The following is a 17,675-nucleotide window of genomic DNA, read 5'->3' on the forward strand; positions in this document are numbered from 1 at the left end:
GGGGCGGGGGTGGCGGAGGTACTGCCGGGCGCGACCCAGCCGCCCGGACCGCTCTCCGGGGTCTCCGGCCGCGCGTGGGCTTCGTGGGGTTCGTGTCGTGGGTCCATCAGGTCGCGTCGTCCCGGAGAGACCCGGCGCGCACGGCCAGTTCCTCGCTGAGCCGGCGCGCTTCCTCGGCGTCCAGGCCCTCGATGGTCGAGGACCCGGCGTAGGAGGCGGTCCGTACCTGGAGCGTGGCCACGTCGAAGATCCGTTCCAGCCACCCCTGGGTGTGGTCGACCGTCTGTAGCCGGTTGACCGGAACCAACTGCCAGGCCCGGCTGATCCACCCGGACCGGGTGTAGATGACGTCCTCGTCGACCTCCCACCTGTGCACCCGGTACCGCCATGAGGGCACGATGGCGATCTTGAGCAGGGCGTACACAACGTAGGCGGAGGGGAAGGCCCAGGCATTCTCGTGGGCCCACGTCGGCACCCAACCCCAGGCGAAGTTCCCCAGGGCCCAGGCCGCCGCGCTGAGCAGGGCCAGGTTGAACAGCGCGCCGAAGGCCATCCGCAACGTCCACACCCCGATCGAACGGCTGCTCACCCTCCGCATCGGCGGGCGTAGCCGAGCCACACCCGTCCCTGGGTCCGCGGAATGGGGCGTTTCCCTCGGCTGGGGCACGGCGTCGTGGGGCGGGATGTTCGTCACCCGCCCGAGTCTAGGCCCTTCATACGTTCCTCGATCGTGGGCGGGGGCGATGAATCCGGGGCCGGGGGAAGGGCTCACTCCGGCTGGGTGTTCCTTCCACAGCGGTACGCGGACTTCCCTGACACCCGGAGTCGACATTTCAGGGCGAGAGCACCGAGAACACGTATCAGCGTTCTGTCAGTACCGGTCGGCACACTGGGGACAGACATCGAATCGGAGGAAACTGATGACCGACGCCATCCGCGCGGAAGGTCTGGTCAAGGAGTTCAAAGGCGAACGCGCCTTGGACGGAGTCGACCTGACCGCCAGGACGGGGGCCGTGCTGGGCGTCCTGGGGCCCAACGGGTCCGGGAAGACCACGACCGTGCGCATCCTGTCGACGCTGCTGCGCCCCGACGGCGGGCACGCCACCGTCGGTGGGTTCGACGTGGTGCGCCAGCCCCACGAGGTACGCCGCCAGATCGGCCTGACCGGCCAATACGCCGCCGTGGACGCCGAGCTGACCGGTACCCAGAACCTGGTGCTGATCGCCCGTCTGTTGGGCTTCGATCGTGCGCAGGCCCGAGCCCGGGCCACCGAACTCCTGGAACGCTTCGAACTCTCCGACGCCGGCGGTCGCCCGGCCAAGACCTACTCCGGGGGCATGCGCCGCCGGCTGGACCTGGCCGCGAGCCTGGTCGGTCGGCCCGCGCTGCTGTACCTGGACGAACCGACCACGGGGCTGGACCCGCACAGCCGCAACGGCATGTGGGCGGTGGTCCGCGACCTGGTGAGCGACGGGGTGACCGTGCTGCTCACCACCCAGTACCTGGAGGAGGCCGACCAGTTGGCCGACGACATCATGGTGCTGGACCACGGCAGGGTGATCAGCCAGGGCACCCCCGAGGAGCTCAAGAACCAGGCCGGCGACCAGGTACTGGAGCTGCGCACGGTGGACAGCGGCCAGCTGCCACTGGCCACCAAGATCATCGAGGCGGTCACGAGCGCACCCGTGCACAGCGACGGTCTGGTGGCCAACGTTCCGGTCAACGACGTCGCCGTCCTGCCCGAGGTGGTCCGCCGACTGGACGAACAGGGTGTGGCCGTGGGCGAGCTGTCCCTGCGCAAACCCAGCCTGGACGAGGTGTTCCTGGCCCTGACCGGGCACTCCGCCGAGGCCCCGGACACCGACGACGCCCCCGAAGGAGCTCGCCCGTGAGTACCGTGACCACCCGGCCGTCGGCCGCCTCCTCCGGACCCGTACCGCAGATCCCGCAGCGGATCAGTCCGCTGCTGACGGTGCAGAACGGGCTCCAGCTCACCTGGCGCAGCGTGCTGAAGATCAAGGCCAACCCCGAAGAGGTCTTCGGGCTGATGCTGCAACCGGTCATGTTCGTGACCCTGTTCGTCTTCGTCTTCGGTCAGGCGATGATGGGTGACTGGCAGACCTACCGGGACTTCCTGATGCCCGGCATCATCGCGCAGTCGGTCATCTTCGCGACCATGGGCACCGGTTTCAGCTTGAGCCAGGACGTGGAGAAGGGCATCTTCGACCGCTTCCGCTCGCTGCCCATCGCCCGTTCGGCCCCACTGATCGGCGCGATCCTGGGCGACCTGGTCCGTTACGCCATCACGGTCGTGATGGTGCTGGTGGTCGGACTGGCCATCGGCTTCCGACCAGAGGGCGGGGTGGTCGGAGTGCTGGTCGCCGCGGCCCTGATCCTGCTGTTCGCCTTCGCGCTGTGCTGGATGTCGGCCTTCGTGGGGATGCTCGCCCGCACCCCCATGGCCGTGCAGTCCTTCGCGATGATCCTGCTGTTCCCGTTGACCTTCGGCAGTTCCGCGTTCGTCTCACCCGACGACATGCCGGGCTGGCTCGCGCCCATCGCCGCGAACAACCCGGTCACCCACGTGGTGGACGCCATGCGCGCGCTGATGCTCGGTGGCGACGTCGCCGGACCGGTGATCTGGACCCTGGTGTGGTCGGTCATCATCACGGCGGTCTTCTCCCCGCTGGCGGTGTGGGCCTACCGGCGCCGCACCTGAGGATCCACGGTGCACCCTGAACGTCCCGGGCGGTTCCGCGCCACCGGGACGTTCGCAGGGGTCAGGATCAGCAGGGGCCGAGATCAAGGGCGGGTTCGGGTCGGTGTCACCATTCTCCGACGTCGACGTCGTCGGGCACGATCGGTCCCAGCCACCGCTCCACGTTCTCCAGGATCCGTGTTCTGGGCGTCTGGCGGCCCCGGATGATCAGCCGTTCCGCCTCGGTCCCGCCCAGCGCGCGGTCCAGGCGCGAGCGCAGGGCACCGATCTTGGCGGATGCGCTGTTGAGGACCCCGCGCAGCCCGGCGCTGTACCCCAACAGCTCCGCGGCCCATCCGGGGTCGCTCTCCGCCGCCAACCGGGAGAGGGTCTCCAGTGCGGCCGGCCCGGCCATGTCGGGCCCGCTGCGGGAGAGCCACCACGCCCGTCCCGCCTCGTTCCAGGCCCGTTCGACGTCCCCCTCGGCCCACGCGAGTTCGGCGGCGAGGGTGCGCCAGGTGGGTTCGATGTAGACCGGCGCGAACCCGCCCAGCCCGCGCACCAGGGGTTCGGTACGGTCCAGCAACCGACGGGCCCCCTCCAGGTCCCCGGTGGCCTGTAACCAATGGATCCTGGTCATGCGGTGGGTCACCAGATGTTCGTCCTCGACCGTTTCCTCCCTGACCCGTTCGAATACGAGGGCGGCACCCTCCACGTCACCGAGTTCGACCAGGACCTGGGCCATCAGGGTGCGAAAGAGACCGCCGAGCCGCTCCAACCCGGAGCCTTCGGCCAGGTCGATGCCCTCCTGCAGCAGCTCCCGAGAACGTTGCAGGTCGGTGGCCGCGGTCGTGTCCACGAGCTGGGCCAGTGCGTTGCACTGCCCCCATACGTCGCCGCACTCGCGCATCGTCGACAAGGCGATCTCCGCCCGTTCTCGGGAGCGGGGAGCGTCACCGAAGACCGCGTCGAGTATCGACACCGACAGATACATCATCGCCCGGACCCAGGGATCCTCGTGCCGCCGAAGAGCGGCCTCCACCCGTACCCGCGCGGGGCCGTCGGGGTCGCCCTCGGCCATCGCCCGGTAGACCAGGCAGGAAATGAGCACCGGGTGATCCTCGACCCTCGTCCCACCGGCCTCGCACACCTCCTCCACCCGGGCCAACCGTTCCAGTAGGACCGCGCGCCCCGCGGCCATCTCCCCCGCCTTGTGGAACAGGCAACCCGCGTAGGCGGTCTCCCTGCCCGGTGGCACCTTCTCCCCCACCAGGTCCAGTACCTGTGCGGACCAACGGTGGACCTGCCGCCAGGCACCGTCCAGCGTCCAGTACCACTGGGTGCGCTCCACCAGGTCCAGGGCCAGGTCGGCGTCGTGGCTCTCCAGAGCCCAGTGGAAGGCGGTCGTGCAATTGTCGACCTCGGTCCTGAGCCGGTTCAGCCAGAGGATCTGCCCGGGTCCGCGCAGCCCGGGGTCGGCCCGCCGCCACAGCTCCAACACGTAGAGGGCGTGGGCATCACGGACACGGCCCTCCTCCCCCGACTCGACCAGGCGTTCCCACCCGTAGGCCCGCACCGTCTCCAACTGCCGGTAGGCGGGCGGCGCGTCCTCGTGTGCGGGCCTCTCGGCGATCACGAGGGACTTGTCCACCAGGGCGAACAGGACCGTCCACACGTCCCGGCCGGCGACCCGGCCCGGTTCACTCGCGGGGTCGGCCGCCACCCGCTCGATCGCCTCCAGCGTGGCACCGCCGGGGAAGACGGCGAGCCTGCGCAACAGCCGACGTTCGGCCTCGTCCAGCAGTTCCCAACTCCAGTCGACCACCGCCCGCAGGGTGCGGTGGCGGGGCAACCCCGCCCTGCTGCCGTTGGTGAGCAGACGGAACCGGTCGGTGAGACGTTCGGCGAGCTGGCCGGCGCTCATCACCCGAAGGCGGGCGGCGGCCAGTTCCAAGGCCAGTGGCATGCCGTCCAGCTCACGGGTGATGCGCACGACGTGGTCGACGTTGTCCGGGGTGAGACGGAACCCCGGGCGAGCCGACTCCGCGCGGGCCGCGAACAACTCCACGGCCGAGCAGGCCAGGGCCAGGTCGACATCGGCACCCTCCGGCGGCAGGTCGAGCGAGGGAACCGGCAGGAGCGCCTCGCCCGACAAACCGAGCGGCTCCCGGGACGTGGCCAGCACCCTCAGACCGGGACAGCGGGCCAGAAGGGTCTGGACGAACCGGGCGGCGTCCTCGATCAAGTGCTCGCAGTTGTCCAGCACCACCAGACAGGGTCGCGCGCCCAGATGGGCGGCGATCCGGTCCGTCGGCGACGCCTGAGCGGCCCCGGTGCGGGCCTTGATGACGTTGAGCTCGCGCAGTTCGAGGGCGGCGGCGACGGCCTCGGGCAGGTCCTCCCCCTGCCGTACCGGTGCGAGTTCGACCCACCACACGCCACCGCTCACCAAGGAGCGGTCCCGTTCGACCAAGGTGGCGGCGGACTCCGTGGCCAAGCGGGTCTTGCCCGCGCCCCCGGGGCCGGTGAGGGTGACCATGCGGGTGACGCCGAGCCGATCGACGGTCGCCTCGACCTGGGCCTCGCGTGCCACGAACTCGGTCAGGTGGTGTGGCAGCCGGAGCGGGGGCGCCGGAGCGGCGCCCCGGTCGTCGCTTCCGGGGCCGGAATCGCTCGCCCGCGTCCTCGGGGTCGAGCGTGGCGGGGTGAGTTCACCGCGCAACAGGTCGAGGTGGACCTGCCGCAGACGGGGTGAGGGATCCAGCCCCAGTTCCTCGGCCAGGCGACCACGAAAGGTCTCGTAGCCCGCGAGGGCGTCGGCGGTACGTCCACTCCCGGCCAGGGCGCGCATGAGCAGTTCGACGGGGCGTTCACGGTGCGGATCCCCCGACGCCAAGGCCTCCGCCCGGGGCAGGGCGTCGGTCGCCCGACCGAGGGCGACCTGGGCCTCCAGATGATCCTCGGTGGCCGTGCGGCGGGCCTCCGCCAGGCGCAGGGCGACCTCCTCCGCCCACCCGCGGGAGGTGAGGTCGGGCAGAGCGGGACCACGCCACAGCGCCAGCGCCGCGCCCAAGGAGTGTTCGGCCCGCTCGAATCGGCCGGCCGTCAGATCGGCCCGTCCACGCTCGGCCAGATCCTCGAAGACGTGCAGGTCCACCTGTTCGGGGGCGACTTCCAACCGGTATCCGCCGCCGTCACCGAGCAGGACGGCCTCCTCGCCCAGCGCGCGGCGCAGACGTGATGCCAGCGCCTGTAGGGCGTTGCCCGCGGCGTTGGGGACGGACTCTCCCCAGATGGCGTCGGTGAGCTCCTCCACGGCCGACGGACGCCCTGGCCGGAGCAAGAGCAGCACCAGCAGGGCGCGCAGACGGGCACCGCCCACGGCGACGGGTTCACCCGAGGAATCGAGTACTTGGAGGGGACCGAGAATGGAGAACCACACGATTTCATGATGACCGATTCCCGGCGCCGACGCCTTCGGTTGTCCACAGCCCCCATCGGGTGTGGGACTCCCGAGAGTCACAGGGGCTCGTCGGACCACAGTAGGGTTCGCTCAGGACCGTGTGACGGCGCCGGAGACGGCCCCGCGCGTACGGTTCCACCGCGACGGGCACCGGAGCTTGCCTCCCGTGTGCCGGGTCCGGTGCACAGCGAGTCTCGCCTTATGGCCCGAAAGTCCAGCAGGAGCCCCATTTTGTTCCCGGTCTTGCCTTTCACCCGGACCGTCGCCGACACCGGCACGGTCCGCACCCGTCCCGGTGTCCGAGCGGGTGCCGTCGTGGCGGGGGCCGCCCTGCTCGCGTCGACCGGCTGTGGTGTGCTCGATTCGGAGTTGAGCGGCGAGATGCCGACCGACATCAACGTGATCAGCACGATGATGCAGGAAGGGCAGCCGCTGCCCGCCACCTACACCTGCGACGCCGAGGGGGAGCCGGTCTCCCCACCGTTGACCTGGTCGGGGTTGCCCGACGACGTGGGCTCGATCGCGCTCGTGGTGGACGATCCGCAGGCCGCTCTCGTGTTCTGGGTCGTCCATGACCTGGACCCCCAGCTGGTGGAACTGCGACAGAACACCGTCCCGGCCGACGCCAAGCTCGGCCAGAACAGTTCGGGCGACGCCGCTTACGGGGCCCCCTGCCCCGAGGAGGACGACACGCACTCCTACCGATTCACGGTGTACGCGCTCAACGAACCCCTCGATCTGCCCGAGGGCGCGTCACTGGACCTGACCCTCGAAAGCATCGCCGCCCAAGCCGTGGCCAGGGGCTCCCTCGTCACCAGCAGCGAGTGAAATAGATCACCATGGGCGTTTTCTGACCGGCTCCACCCTTCCCACCAGGGACCCGGGAATGAACCGAGACAGCTCCCGTTGCCCTCTGCACACAGCGCACGACAGCACATACAGTAGGGCTGTGTCCCTCGCCCCTTTTCAGATGACCGATTCCCGTCCACCCGCCGCGCGACGCCCCGGCCCGAGACCGCATCGGGGCTTCGGCGCCCACTTCGCCAAGGCCGAGTGGGTCAGGCACCCCGCGGTCACCCGGAACCAGTGCGCCGCCCTCCCCCGGCCGGTCCTCACAGGACCGGTTCCCGGTGCGTCCCGGGCGCGGCAGACCTCCCCAAGGTAGTGCGTACACCATGAGCGTCACCCTCATCATCATCATCGCCGTCATCGTCGTGCTCGCCGTGCTGGTACTCCTCCTACTGGGGATGCGGGCGCTCAGTCTCGGCTCGAACGACGACTACGACGACGATTACGACGACGACGTCGAGGACGATCGCGATGATCGGCCTGTCCGGGGTCGGGGGCGATCGTCCGACCTCGACGGCGATGACGAGGGGGCACGGGAGCGTGGCCGCCGGCCGAGCCGGACGGAGCGACGACCCAAGGGGCGGCGACAGCGCGAAGTCGACTGGGACGACGATTCCGGCGGCCTCTCCGACAACGACTTCTGGTCGAGTCTGAACGACGAGGGTCCCGCGCAGACGAGCCCTCGGGACCGGGACGACGCCTATGGCGCGGGGGACGTCGGCGGCTATCAGTATGACGAGGACTTCGACGACGAGCCCGTGCGCGGTGGCCATCGGGACCAGGGGCCTCCCACCATCGTCGACACCCCGGAGGAGAATCGGGTCCCGCGCGGAACCACCTCGGACCTGGCGATGCTGGCCGGCCTGGGGCACAGTGACACCCCGAACGAGGCACCGCCGCAGCGCCCGGAACCACGGCATCAGGAGCCACAGCGCCGGCCGGAGCCGCCTCGACGTCCCGCCGCTTTGGACTCGGGTCCCTCACTGTCGGCGCTCCCGCCCACGCAGGGGCTACCGCCCACGCAAGGGCTGCCCCCCGCGCAGCCGCCCATGCCGGCCGCCCCCGGGATCCGCGACGAAGATCCGTTGGGCACGGGTTGGACCCCACCACCGCCTTCCACCGGTGACCCCTTCGAGGGACGCGAGCCCCTCAGCCCGTCCGAGCGACTCGGGGCGGAGGACGACACCCCCGGCTCCTATGGTTCGGACCGCACGCCCTTGGGATCGGGCCCCGGTTCCTCCGACCCGCTCGACCCGGGTTTCCGCCCCAGCTCGAACAACGACTTCACTTCACCGATCTGGTCCAGCCTGGACACCGGCGCCCATCAGCGCCCCGACCTGAGCGGCTACGGCATGCCCGGTACGCCGGGCGCACCGGGTGGTTCCGGACCCGGCGGCCACTCGGGGGCGATGCCCGCGCCCGGGCAGCCCATGGGCGGCCCGAACGTGCCCGGGCACCCGGCCCCCGGCCCGGGTTCGGATCCGTTGACCGGTGGTTATCCCTCAGGCTCGTTCCAAGGCGGGCCGTTCCAGGGCGGGCCCGCCTACGACCCCAACGTCACCTCCACCGATTCCTTCAATCGGCCGGAGTTCGACACCGGAACCCACCAGCGCAACCCCTACGACAGCGGCACCCACACCCGGCCCGGCCACCCAGGCGGACTCACACCACCCCGCCCCGAATACGACACCGGCCAACACAACCGCCCCGCCTACGACACCGGATCCTTCACCCGACCCGAGTACGACACCGGAACCCACCAGCGCAACCCCTACGACAGCGGCACCCACACCCGGCCCGGCCACCCAGGCGGACCGATCGGCCAGGGCGATCCCGGCCGTTTCGACGCTCCGAGCGCCCCAGGCACGCCGGGCGCCCTGGGCATGCCGGGTGCTTCCGGCGTTCCCGGTGGTCCGATGGCTCCGGGCGGACCCGCGATGCCCGGGGCACCCGGTGCGGGCCACGGCGGCAACGCCCCCTTGTGGGAATCCCCGGAGGAGGCCGGCTACGGAGGGCCGAGTCAGCCCACGCGGATGCCGGGCGGACTCGGCGCGCCGGGCGGCCCCGGTCAGCCCGCCCCACATCCGACCGGCGGTTACCCCACCGACCCGGGGTACGGGACCGGCGCCTACCAGAGCGGTCAGTTCAGCGGTATGCCCTACGGGGAGCAGCGACCCCAGCAGACCGACCAGTTCGGGCGGCCGTTGGGTCAGGGCGGCCCTCCCCAGGGGCCCGGTGGTCAGAGCGGTCAGAGCGGTCAGGGCGGTTACTCGGACATGCTGGGCGGGAACTTCCCGTCCCCCGACTACGGGTACCCGCCGGTGGAGGATTGGCGCCCCGAAGGCGACCGGCCCGGCCAAGGCCCGCGGTACGGCGGCCCCGCCCCGCACCCGGGACAGGGACCCTACGACGAGGAGCCCCGCCCCGGTTACCGCCCGGACTACTACGAGGGCGGTTACGAGGACGGGCGCTTCCGGTGACCGCGCACCTCTGACCGGCATCGTCCACAGCCTTGGCTTCACACCACCGAGGTGGCGGGAAACCCCGCCACCTCGGTTTTCGTTGTGCCCCGTGCGTTTCCCCCACCGATCAAAGTCGGGAAACGGTTACCAGAACCACAACGGTTCGTCACTCGGTGTCATGAATATTGACTACAATGAGTGACTAGACATGCACCCGTCGAGGTGCGGTCGTTGTCGCGCGCACCCCCGCTCACGTGCGTTCCACGCGTACCCGCCCGGTCCGACCCACGGAGCAACCATGCGTAACCCCGCTCAGGAGACACCACCCGGGCGGCGGGGAGACACCTCCCCGCCGCCGACCCACACGGCTCGCCAGCGCCTCGCCGCCGACGTCGGCGCCTCCCTCGTGGTCTTCCTGGTCGCCGTCCCCCTATCCCTGGGGATCGCGGTCGCCTCCGGCGCACCCCTCGTCGCCGGCATCATCGCCGCCGTCGTGGGCGGTATCGTCGCCGGACTGGCCGGCGGTTCGGTGGTCCAGGTCAGCGGCCCCGCCGCAGGCCTCACCATCATCGTCGCCGATCTGATCCTGACCTACGGCTGGCGCGTGACCTGCCTGATCACGCTGCTGGCAGGCCTCGTCCAACTGGCCCTGGGCGCCTTCCGCGTCGCCCGGGCCGCCCTGGCCGTCTCCCCCGCCGTCGTCCACGGCATGCTCGCCGGGGTGGGCGCGACCATCGCCCTGGCCCAGCTCCACGTGGTCCTGGGCGGCGCACCCCAGAGCTCGGCACTGGCCAACATCACCGATCTGCCCCAACAGATCGCGCACAACCACACCGCGGCGGTCGCCGTCGGGGTCATCACCATCGCCATCATGTTCGGTTGGGACCGTCTCCCCACCATCGCCGGGTTGCGGCCGGGGATGATCCCGGCGGCGCTGGTCGCGGTCGGCACCGCCACGGTCATCGCCGCCCTGGGCCGCTGGGATGTGGAGACCGTCACGCTGCCCGCCTCCCTGGCCGAGGCGTGGAACGGGCCGGCCCTGCCCGATTCCGGCCAGTGGCACGGGATCGCCCTCGCGGTGGCCACCGTGGCCATGGTCGCCAGTGTCGAGTCGCTCCTGGCCGCGATCGCCGTGGACCGCCTGCACGGCGGCCGGCGCGTGCGACTCGACCGAGAACTGTGCGGCCAGGGCGCCGCCAACACCGTCAGCGGCGCTCTCGGTGGGCTGCCCATCGCCGGGGTGATCGTGCGCAGCACCGCCAACGTGCGCGCCGGGGCCCGAAGCCCGCTCTCCACGATCCTGCACGGCGTGTGGATCCTGCTGTTCGTGGCGTTCTTCGCGCACGTGGTCGAACTGATCCCGATGCCGGCGCTGGCCGCGCTGCTGGTGTTCATCGGCGCGCGGATGGTCTCCCTGGCCCATCTGCGCGACCTGCACCGCCACCACGAGGCCGGTGTCTACCTGGTCACCCTGTCCGGTGTGGTGTTCCTGGGACTGTTGGAAGGGGTGTGCATCGGGTTCGCGCTCGCCATGGTCATGGCCCTGCGCCGACTGACCCGGATCACCGTGACCACCGAGGAGCGCCACGGTCGCGTACACGTCATCGTGGACGGCTCGCTCACGTTCCTGGGCGTGCCCCGACTCGCGCACGTGCTGCGCACCATCCCGGCGGGCGCCCACGTGGACCTGGACCTGCACGTGGACTTCATGGACCACGCCGCCTTCGAGACCATCCACGCCTGGCGGGTGGACCACGAACGCACCGGCGGCGGCGTCGACATCGACGAGGTGCACGAGCAGTGGTACGCGCGCAGCTCCGACCGTTCGGCACCGGCCGCCAAGACCATCCCCAGGGGCCGCTGGTGGGCGCCCTGGGACATGCGCGACCGGTCCTGCACCGAGGAGGAGGCACACCCGATCGGGCTGCTCACCGCCGGTGCCCGGGAGTACCACGCGGGCTCCGCCGACCGGATGCGTTCGGTGATGGGCTGGCTGGAACACGGCCACCGGCCGACCGCGCTGTTCATCACCTGCGCCGACTCCCGGGTGGTCCCCGACCTGATCACCGCCGGCGGCCCCGGCGACCTGTACACGGTGCGCAACGTGGGCAACCTGGTGCCCGCCTTCGAGGACCCGGACGGTTCCGTGGGCGCAGCGATCGAATACGCGATCAACGTCCTGCGAGTGCCCTCCATCGTGGTGTGCGGCCACTCGCACTGCGGGGCCATGCGGGCCCTACTGGACAGGACCCATCAGGGGCCCGAAGAGGTGGAGAGCACGCACATCCGCCGCTGGTTGGCCAAGGGCGACGCGAGCCTGCGCCGGGCACGCGACGACCACGAAGAACTGACCGGGCTGCCCACCACCGAGGCGCTACGCCGCCTGGCACAGGCCAACGTGGTCGAGCAGCTCGACAACCTCAGGAGCCACCCCGCGGTCCGCGCGAGGGTGGAGTCGGGTGAACTGACCCTGTCGGGCATGTACTACGACCTGGGGACGACAAGGGTGCACCTGTGGGACCCCGAGACCGGAGACTTCGGCCCGATCCGGAGTGTCCAGGAGATGACCGAACCGGCGCCGCCGTCGCGTCAGCCGGAGTTCGAGTCGTCGTCCGGGGCGTCGTCGCGCCCGTCCTGCTGAACACCTGATGCCTGGTACATGGCGAGCAGGATGATCGCTACGATCGCCAGGATCGGTAGGCCGAAGAGGACCACCCAGACGGCGGTGGAGTCCAACGAGAGTCACCCATTCCCTTGAACGCGGATGCCCGTCGGTTCGACCCGATCGATCCCACGGGCGTTCGCGCCCCGGGGACCGGAGCGCATGGGCCAATGTACCGGTGACACCGGGGTTGGGACCATCACCACCGAGCGGTATCCCCGTATCCCCGGCATATCCGGCCCCACCCCGAAGATCGAAGAGTCGAAAGAGGAAGGAGTCGGCCGATAAGCCGGATTCTGTCGGGTCCTTACGGACCGGACGGTCATCCATCTGGGGCCGTCGTTGCCGACGACCTCGGTGCGGTCTACCCGCGGACTCGGGCGGGCCACCCTCGAACATCCGCGCGAGAACCCGAGGGTTCTCTTTTTGACCTTGCTCCGGGTGGGGTTTACCTAGCCGTCCGGATCGCTCCGGCCGCTGGTGGTCTCTTACACCACCGTTTCACCCTTACCACCGCAAGCGATGGCGGTCTGCTTTCTGTGGCACTGTCCCGCGGGTCGCCCCGGGTCGGTGTTACCGACCACCCTGCCCTGTGGAGTCCGGACTTTCCTCGAACCCGCGCCGGGCGCGGGTCCGCGACCGTCTGGCCGACTCCCCCTCTACGGTTCAGTCTAGCCCCAACAGATGAGCGGTGTCGTTGAGGGAACGCACCACCTGGGGACCGTCCGCGTAGTAGTCCACCTCGGTCAGGCACGCGGTGTCCAAGTGCATGCGGTACAGCGCCTCGATGGGGGCGAGCAACGCCTGCTGAACGGTGACCTTGATCGGGGTGACGTGGCTGACCAGCAGTACCCGACGGCCCCGGTGGCGTTCCAGGAGCGCGTCGCGCGCCCTCGCCACGCGCCGGGCCACCTGGGCGAAGCTCTCCCCCTCGGGCGGCCCCGTTTCGGGGTCGGACAGCCACCGGTCGACGTGCTCGGCGTCGCGTTCGCGCGCCTCGGCGAACGTCAAACCCTCCCAGATCCCGAAGTCGGTCTCCACGAACCCCTCGTCCACCTCCACCGGCAGGCCCAGCAGGTCGGCCGCGTACCCGGCGGTCTGCCGGGTACGCGCAAGCGGCGAGGACACGATCACGTCGACACCCAACTCGGCCACCCGGCGCGCGGCGGCCTCGGCCTGGGCGTGGCCGGCCTCCGTGAGGAGGATGTCACCGCGTCCGGCGAAACGCCGTTCGACGGACAGCGGTGTCCGACCGTGCCGAAGCAGGAGCAACCGGGTCGGTTCGGTGTCGGGCGCACCCCAGGCACGGCTCATTCGGCGACGGGAGCGTTCAGACCCGACTCCTCGGTGCGCACCAGGATGCGTCGGCAGTCCTCACAGCGAACGATCTCGTCAGCGGCCGCGGCCCGGATCTCGTTGAGCTCCATGGTGCTCAGCGCCAGCTTGCAGCCGTTGCAGCGGCCGTAGCGCAGCGGGGCGGCGGCCACACCGTCGTACTGGTCGCGCAACTTGTCGTAGAGCTTCATCAGCTCGTCGGGGATGTCGCCGGACACCCGCTCACGGTCCTGCTTGACGCGGGTGCGGTCCCACTGGATCTCCGCGGCGGCGGTGTCGCGGCGGGCGGTGACCTCGGTGACCTTGGCCACCGCGGCCTCACGTTCCTCGCCCAGGCGGACGACGTCGGCGTTGACCGTCTCGGCCTCCTCCATGACCTCCAGGACGACTTCCTCCAGCTCGGTCTGGCGACGTCCCAACGACTCGATCTCCGACTGCAGGTTCTGCAGGTCCTTGGCGTTGGTGATCGCACCCGAATCCAGGCGCTTGGCGTTACGGTCGGCGCGGGTGCGCACCTGGTCGACGTCGCTCTCGGCCTTGCGCTGGTGGCGCTGGATGTCGGAGGCCTTGGTCTGGGAGGTCATCAGATCGGCTTCCAGGGCGTCGGCCCGCTGCTTGAGCTCGGCCACCTCGGCGATCTCGGGCAGGTTGTGGAGTCGGTGGTCCAGACGCTCTAGTTCGGAGTCCAGTTCCTGGAGATCGAGGAGTCTGGCCTGCGCGACGGGTTCGGCTTTCACTTGGGGTCTCCTGAGAATCGCGGTTGGGAGGCCGGGGAGGGCCGCCCGCGCCCTGTGCAGTTGTGGTCTCGGGTAATGCGAGTTCTACACGTGTTGGAAGGTCTGTGACCAGGCGTCCGTCACGGTGGTCGACACGTGGATCTCCACGTTAGCCCCATTCGGACCGACGGAGCGCCCGAGTGCGTCACCCAGGTGGATCGCGCCGTCGGCCAGCCACGGCCACTCACTGGCGAAGTGCGCGGTGTCGATCAGGGCGGGGCCGCCGGACTGTTCGACGAACTCCGAGGCCGGGTGGTGGCGCAGGTCGGAGGTGACGTAGACGTCCACCTCGGCGGCGCGAGCCGCGCCCAACAGGGAGTCCCCGGCGCCACCGGAGACGGCCACGGTGCTGATCAGGCGGTCCAGGTCTCCGGCGACCCGGATGCCCGCGGCGGTGGCCGGCAGGCCTTGGGCGACCTGTTCGGCGAAGTCACGCAGGATGAGCGGGGCCGACAGTTCACCGATGCGCCCGATGCCGCGCCGCCCCTCGGGGTCGGTGGTGTCGGGATCCAGCGGGCGCAGCGTCCCGGTGAGTCCGACGGCGCGCGCCAAGGCGTCGGAGACCCCCGGCGAGGCGGTGTCGGCGTTGGTGTGGGCGGTGTACAGGGCCGTACCCGAACGGATGAGCCGGTGCACGATCCGGCCCTTGGGGGTGTTCGCGGCCACGCTGGTGACCCCCCGCAGCATCAACGGGTGGTGCGTGATGATCAGGTCGGCGCCCCAGGTGAGGGCCTCGTCGACGACGGCGTCCACCGGATCGACCGCGAACAGGATCTTCTCCACCGACTGGGCCGGGTCGCCGCAGACCAGGCCGACCGCGTCCCAAGAGGCGGCCCACGAGGGCGGATAGACCTCCTCGAAGGAGGTGACGACGTCGGACAGGGTGATCGGCTGCATGGTCGAGGTGCTCACGGGCACGAGACTAACGCTCCGTGGCGCCGCGCACGTACTCGAACACCTCATCGGTCGAGCCGGGAGCCCAGAGCGTGGAGACGGTCGGTGACCTCCGGTGGGGCCGCCAGCGTGAACTCGGCGCCCAGGGCCAGCAGCACCGCGGCGTACTGGCAGACCAGATCGACGGTGTCGGCGCTGAGCCGTGCCCGACAACGCCCGTCGTCCAGCGGGGTGAGGGAACCGGGCAGGGGCCCGTACACGCGACGGCGCACCTCCTCGGCGGACAGTTCCAGGGTGAGCGTGGCGGTGTACCGGTACTCGCCGCGCGCGAAGTGGCGGGTGAGGAAGGTCGCCGGGTCGGGTGCGGGCAGCTCTCGGGGTTCGAATCGCCCGTGGGTGGGCCTCGGGTCGCTCATCCGGTCCACCCGGAAGGTCCGCCAGGCCGCGCGGTCGATGTCGTGGGCGATGAGGTACCAGTGCCCCCCGTGCAGGACCAGGTGGTGGGGTTCGACGCGGCGTTCGGTGTGGCTACCGGAACGGGAACGGTGGACCAGGTCGGTGACCACCCGGTCGCGGCTGTTGGCGGCCAGCGCGCCCAGGACCGTGGGGTCCACGCCCGGGGTGTCGGGGTGGGGCACGGTCGAGGTCGCCCCGCCCACCGCGGCCAAGCGGGGTCGCAGACGGGCCGGGAGCACCCGTTCGAGCTTGGCCAGGGCACGCAGCGCACTGTCGCCCACGCCCTGCACGGTGGCCAACCCCATGGCGATGGCCACGGCCTCGTCGTCGTCCAACAACAGCGGTGGCAGGTCGCGTCCGGAGACCAACCGATAACCACCGGCGGCACCGGGGGTCCCCTCGACCCGGTAGTCGAGGTCGCGCAGGCGTTCCACGTCGCGGCGCAGTGTCCGAGCGCTGACGCCGAGTCGTTCGGTGAGTTCGGCACCACTCCACTCCCGGCGCACCTGAAGCAGGGACAACAGGCGCAGCAGCCGCTGCGGCACCCCCGCGCGGACCGACTCGGTCTCGACCATGTCCACCATGGTGCCGGCCATCGCGGCCGTGATGTGACCGCATTGGTCTCTACCGTGACCACATGAGCGATCAGAAGTACACGAACGACGTGACGAAGACGCTGCGGGCGCACCTGGGCCGGGCACGCGCGGACCTGGTCCGCGAACCCGGTGAGGAGGGCTTCGAGCGGGCCCGCACCGGCACTCAACTGCTGTCCCCGCACACACCCGACGCCGTACTGCGCGCGGCCGGCGCCGAGGACGTGCGGACCGCCGTACGCACCGCCGCCGAACTGGGCGTACCCGTGGCCGCGCAACGCACCGGGCACGGCCGCGGCACCGGGATGTCCGGCGGAATCCTGGTGGACACCACCTCTTTGGACACCGTGGAGGTGGATCCCCGACGCCGCACCACTCGTGTCGGGGCCGGGGCCACCTGGCAGGACGTCATCGACGCCGCCGCCCCGCACGGTCTCGCACCCCTGTCGGGCAGCGCGCCCGGGGTGGGCGCGATCTCCTACACCCTGGGCGGCGGGATGTCGCTGATGGGCCGCCTGCACGGGTACGCCGCCGACCACGTGCACGCACTGGATCTGGTCACCCCCGACGGTGAGACCCATCGGGTGACGGCCGAGACCGAGCCGGATCTGTTCTGGGCACTGCGCGGCGGTGGCGGATCGTTCGGCCTGGTCACCGGGGTGGAGTTCGACCTGTTCCCGGTCGCCCGTCTGTACGGCGGCAGCCTGTACCTGGACGCCACCGACGCTCCCGAGACCCTGGCCGCGTGGCTGCGCTGGACCGCCACGGTGCCCGAGGAGATGACCTCCGGGGCCTCCGCCATGGTCTACCCCGACGTGGAGGGCGTGCCCGAGGCGATGCGCGGCCGGATGGTGGTCCAGCTGTCCGTGGCCTGGTGCGGCCCGCTGAAGGAGGGGCCGGCGTGGGTGGAGCCACTGCGGTCCATCGCGCCCGCCCTCAGGGACACCACGCGCGTCCTGCCCTACGCCGAGTCGGGGACGGTCTTCGACGACCACGACGACCCGGCGCCCTACCGGGGCCGCGCGATGATGCTCACCGACCCGGGCGAGGACGCGATGACCGCGCTGTCGAAGCTGTTGGCGGCCGACCGTCCCTTCATGAGCCTGGGGTCGCTGCGTCACCTGGGCGGGGCCATGTCACGACCACCGAAGGTTCCGGCCTCGGTGAGCCACCGTGCCGCCACCCACACCCTGGGCGCGCTCACCTTCGCCACCCCGCATGACACCGACGCCATGGCGGATCTGCGCGCGGAGGCCACCGGCCTGTTCACCGAACACACCCTGGGGCTCGCGGGCAACCTCAACTTCGGTCCGGTCCCCACCACGGACGTGGCACGCATGTACGAACCCGACACCCTGGCACGGCTCGTCGCGATCCGGGATCGGGTGGACCCGCACGGCCGCGTCCACACCAACCGGCCCCTGCCCCCGCGACGGTGAGAGACCACAAGGCGTGTCCCCTGCTTGCCGCCGGAGAGGGCGCCGCCT

12 protein-coding genes and 1 other RNA gene are annotated in these 17,675 nt (G+C 70.7%); 6 read left to right on the forward strand and 7 right to left on the reverse strand.

The genetic code is table 11. The features are described from left to right. Positions 1-106: 106 nt before the first annotated feature. Positions 107-694, reverse strand: coding sequence for a PH domain-containing protein (locus BQ8420_RS23805; RefSeq protein WP_235006449.1), 588 nt, complete (start codon positions 692-694; stop codon positions 107-109). A gap of 226 nt (positions 695-920) precedes the next feature. On the opposite strand from BQ8420_RS23805, the gene BQ8420_RS23810 reads away from it, so the two are divergent. Continuing rightward, complete coding sequence (locus BQ8420_RS23810; RefSeq protein ID WP_087101398.1) at positions 921-1,892, forward strand: ATP-binding cassette domain-containing protein; 972 nt, start codon at positions 921-923, stop codon at positions 1,890-1,892. After that, positions 1,889-2,719, forward strand: a complete 831-nt coding sequence (locus BQ8420_RS23815; RefSeq protein ID WP_087101399.1) for an ABC transporter permease — start codon at positions 1,889-1,891, stop codon at positions 2,717-2,719. The genes BQ8420_RS23810 and BQ8420_RS23815 overlap by 4 nt, the downstream gene beginning before the upstream one ends. A gap of 106 nt (positions 2,720-2,825) precedes the next feature. On the opposite strand, the gene BQ8420_RS23820 is transcribed toward BQ8420_RS23815, so the two are convergent. Then, entirely contained in the window at positions 2,826-6,140 is a 3,315-nt protein-coding gene (locus BQ8420_RS23820; RefSeq protein WP_087101400.1) for a BTAD domain-containing putative transcriptional regulator, read from the reverse strand. Positions 6,141-6,392: 252 nt separating this feature from the next. Here BQ8420_RS23820 and BQ8420_RS23825 point away from each other — a divergent pair, with 252 nt between their 5' ends. The 3 genes from BQ8420_RS23825 (at position 6,393) to BQ8420_RS23835 (ending at position 12,113) form a co-directional block, all read left to right on the forward strand. Then, positions 6,393-6,989: a YbhB/YbcL family Raf kinase inhibitor-like protein gene (locus BQ8420_RS23825; protein ID WP_235006450.1), complete on the forward strand. Its 597-nt coding sequence runs from the start codon at positions 6,393-6,395 to the stop codon at positions 6,987-6,989. A 347-nt stretch (positions 6,990-7,336) separates the two neighbouring features. Beyond that, positions 7,337-9,490, forward strand: a complete 2,154-nt coding sequence (locus BQ8420_RS23830) for a hypothetical protein (RefSeq protein WP_087101401.1) — start codon at positions 7,337-7,339, stop codon at positions 9,488-9,490. 280 nt (positions 9,491-9,770) lie between these two features. Continuing rightward, entirely contained in the window at positions 9,771-12,113 is a 2,343-nt protein-coding gene (locus BQ8420_RS23835; protein WP_087101402.1) for a bifunctional SulP family inorganic anion transporter/carbonic anhydrase, read from the forward strand. Positions 12,114-12,403: 290 nt separating this feature from the next. Here the strand turns inward: BQ8420_RS23835 and rnpB are convergent. From rnpB to BQ8420_RS23860, 5 genes are all read right to left on the reverse strand, one after another. Beyond that, positions 12,404-12,789: RNase P RNA component class A (rnpB, locus tag BQ8420_RS23840), an RNA gene on the reverse strand. Between the two features lie 11 nt (positions 12,790-12,800). Beyond that, positions 12,801-13,448, reverse strand: coding sequence for a histidine phosphatase family protein (locus BQ8420_RS23845; RefSeq protein ID WP_087101403.1), 648 nt, complete (start codon positions 13,446-13,448; stop codon positions 12,801-12,803). After that, on the reverse strand, positions 13,445-14,206 hold the full coding sequence (locus BQ8420_RS23850; RefSeq protein ID WP_087101404.1) for a zinc ribbon domain-containing protein: 762 nt from the start codon (positions 14,204-14,206) through the stop codon (positions 13,445-13,447). The genes BQ8420_RS23845 and BQ8420_RS23850 overlap by 4 nt, the downstream gene beginning before the upstream one ends. Before the next feature lie 84 nt (positions 14,207-14,290). After that, complete coding sequence (locus BQ8420_RS23855; RefSeq protein WP_087101405.1) at positions 14,291-15,163, reverse strand: Nif3-like dinuclear metal center hexameric protein; 873 nt, start codon at positions 15,161-15,163, stop codon at positions 14,291-14,293. Between the two features lie 41 nt (positions 15,164-15,204). Beyond that, entirely contained in the window at positions 15,205-16,191 is a 987-nt protein-coding gene (locus BQ8420_RS23860) for a YafY family protein (RefSeq protein ID WP_235006451.1), read from the reverse strand. Positions 16,192-16,232: 41 nt separating this feature from the next. Between BQ8420_RS23860 and BQ8420_RS23865 the strand changes: the two genes are divergently transcribed. Next, positions 16,233-17,627 carry an FAD-binding oxidoreductase gene (locus tag BQ8420_RS23865; protein ID WP_087101406.1) on the forward strand — a complete coding sequence of 465 codons (1,395 nt, stop codon included), beginning with the start codon at positions 16,233-16,235 and terminating at the stop codon, positions 17,625-17,627. Positions 17,628-17,675: the final 48 nt, after the last annotated feature.

The sequence above is a fragment of the Nocardiopsis sp. JB363 genome, from assembly GCF_900143625.1.
Classification (GTDB): domain Bacteria; phylum Actinomycetota; class Actinomycetes; order Streptosporangiales; family Streptosporangiaceae; genus Nocardiopsis.

Excerpts from the sequence above, each read along its gene's own strand:
- BQ8420_RS23860 (WP_235006451.1), bottom strand. The coding sequence starts at position 16,191 with ATGGCCGGCACCATGGTGGACATGGTCGAGACCGAGTCGGTCCGCGCG.
- BQ8420_RS23830 (WP_087101401.1), top strand. The coding sequence starts at position 7,337 with ATGAGCGTCACCCTCATCATCATCATCGCCGTCATCGTCGTGCTCGCC.
- BQ8420_RS23845 (WP_087101403.1), bottom strand. The coding sequence starts at position 13,448 with ATGAGCCGTGCCTGGGGTGCGCCCGACACCGAACCGACCCGGTTGCTC.
- BQ8420_RS23865 (WP_087101406.1), top strand. The coding sequence starts at position 16,233 with ATGAGCGATCAGAAGTACACGAACGACGTGACGAAGACGCTGCGGGCG.
- BQ8420_RS23810 (WP_087101398.1), top strand. The coding sequence starts at position 921 with ATGACCGACGCCATCCGCGCGGAAGGTCTGGTCAAGGAGTTCAAAGGC.
- BQ8420_RS23835 (WP_087101402.1), top strand. The coding sequence starts at position 9,771 with ATGCGTAACCCCGCTCAGGAGACACCACCCGGGCGGCGGGGAGACACC.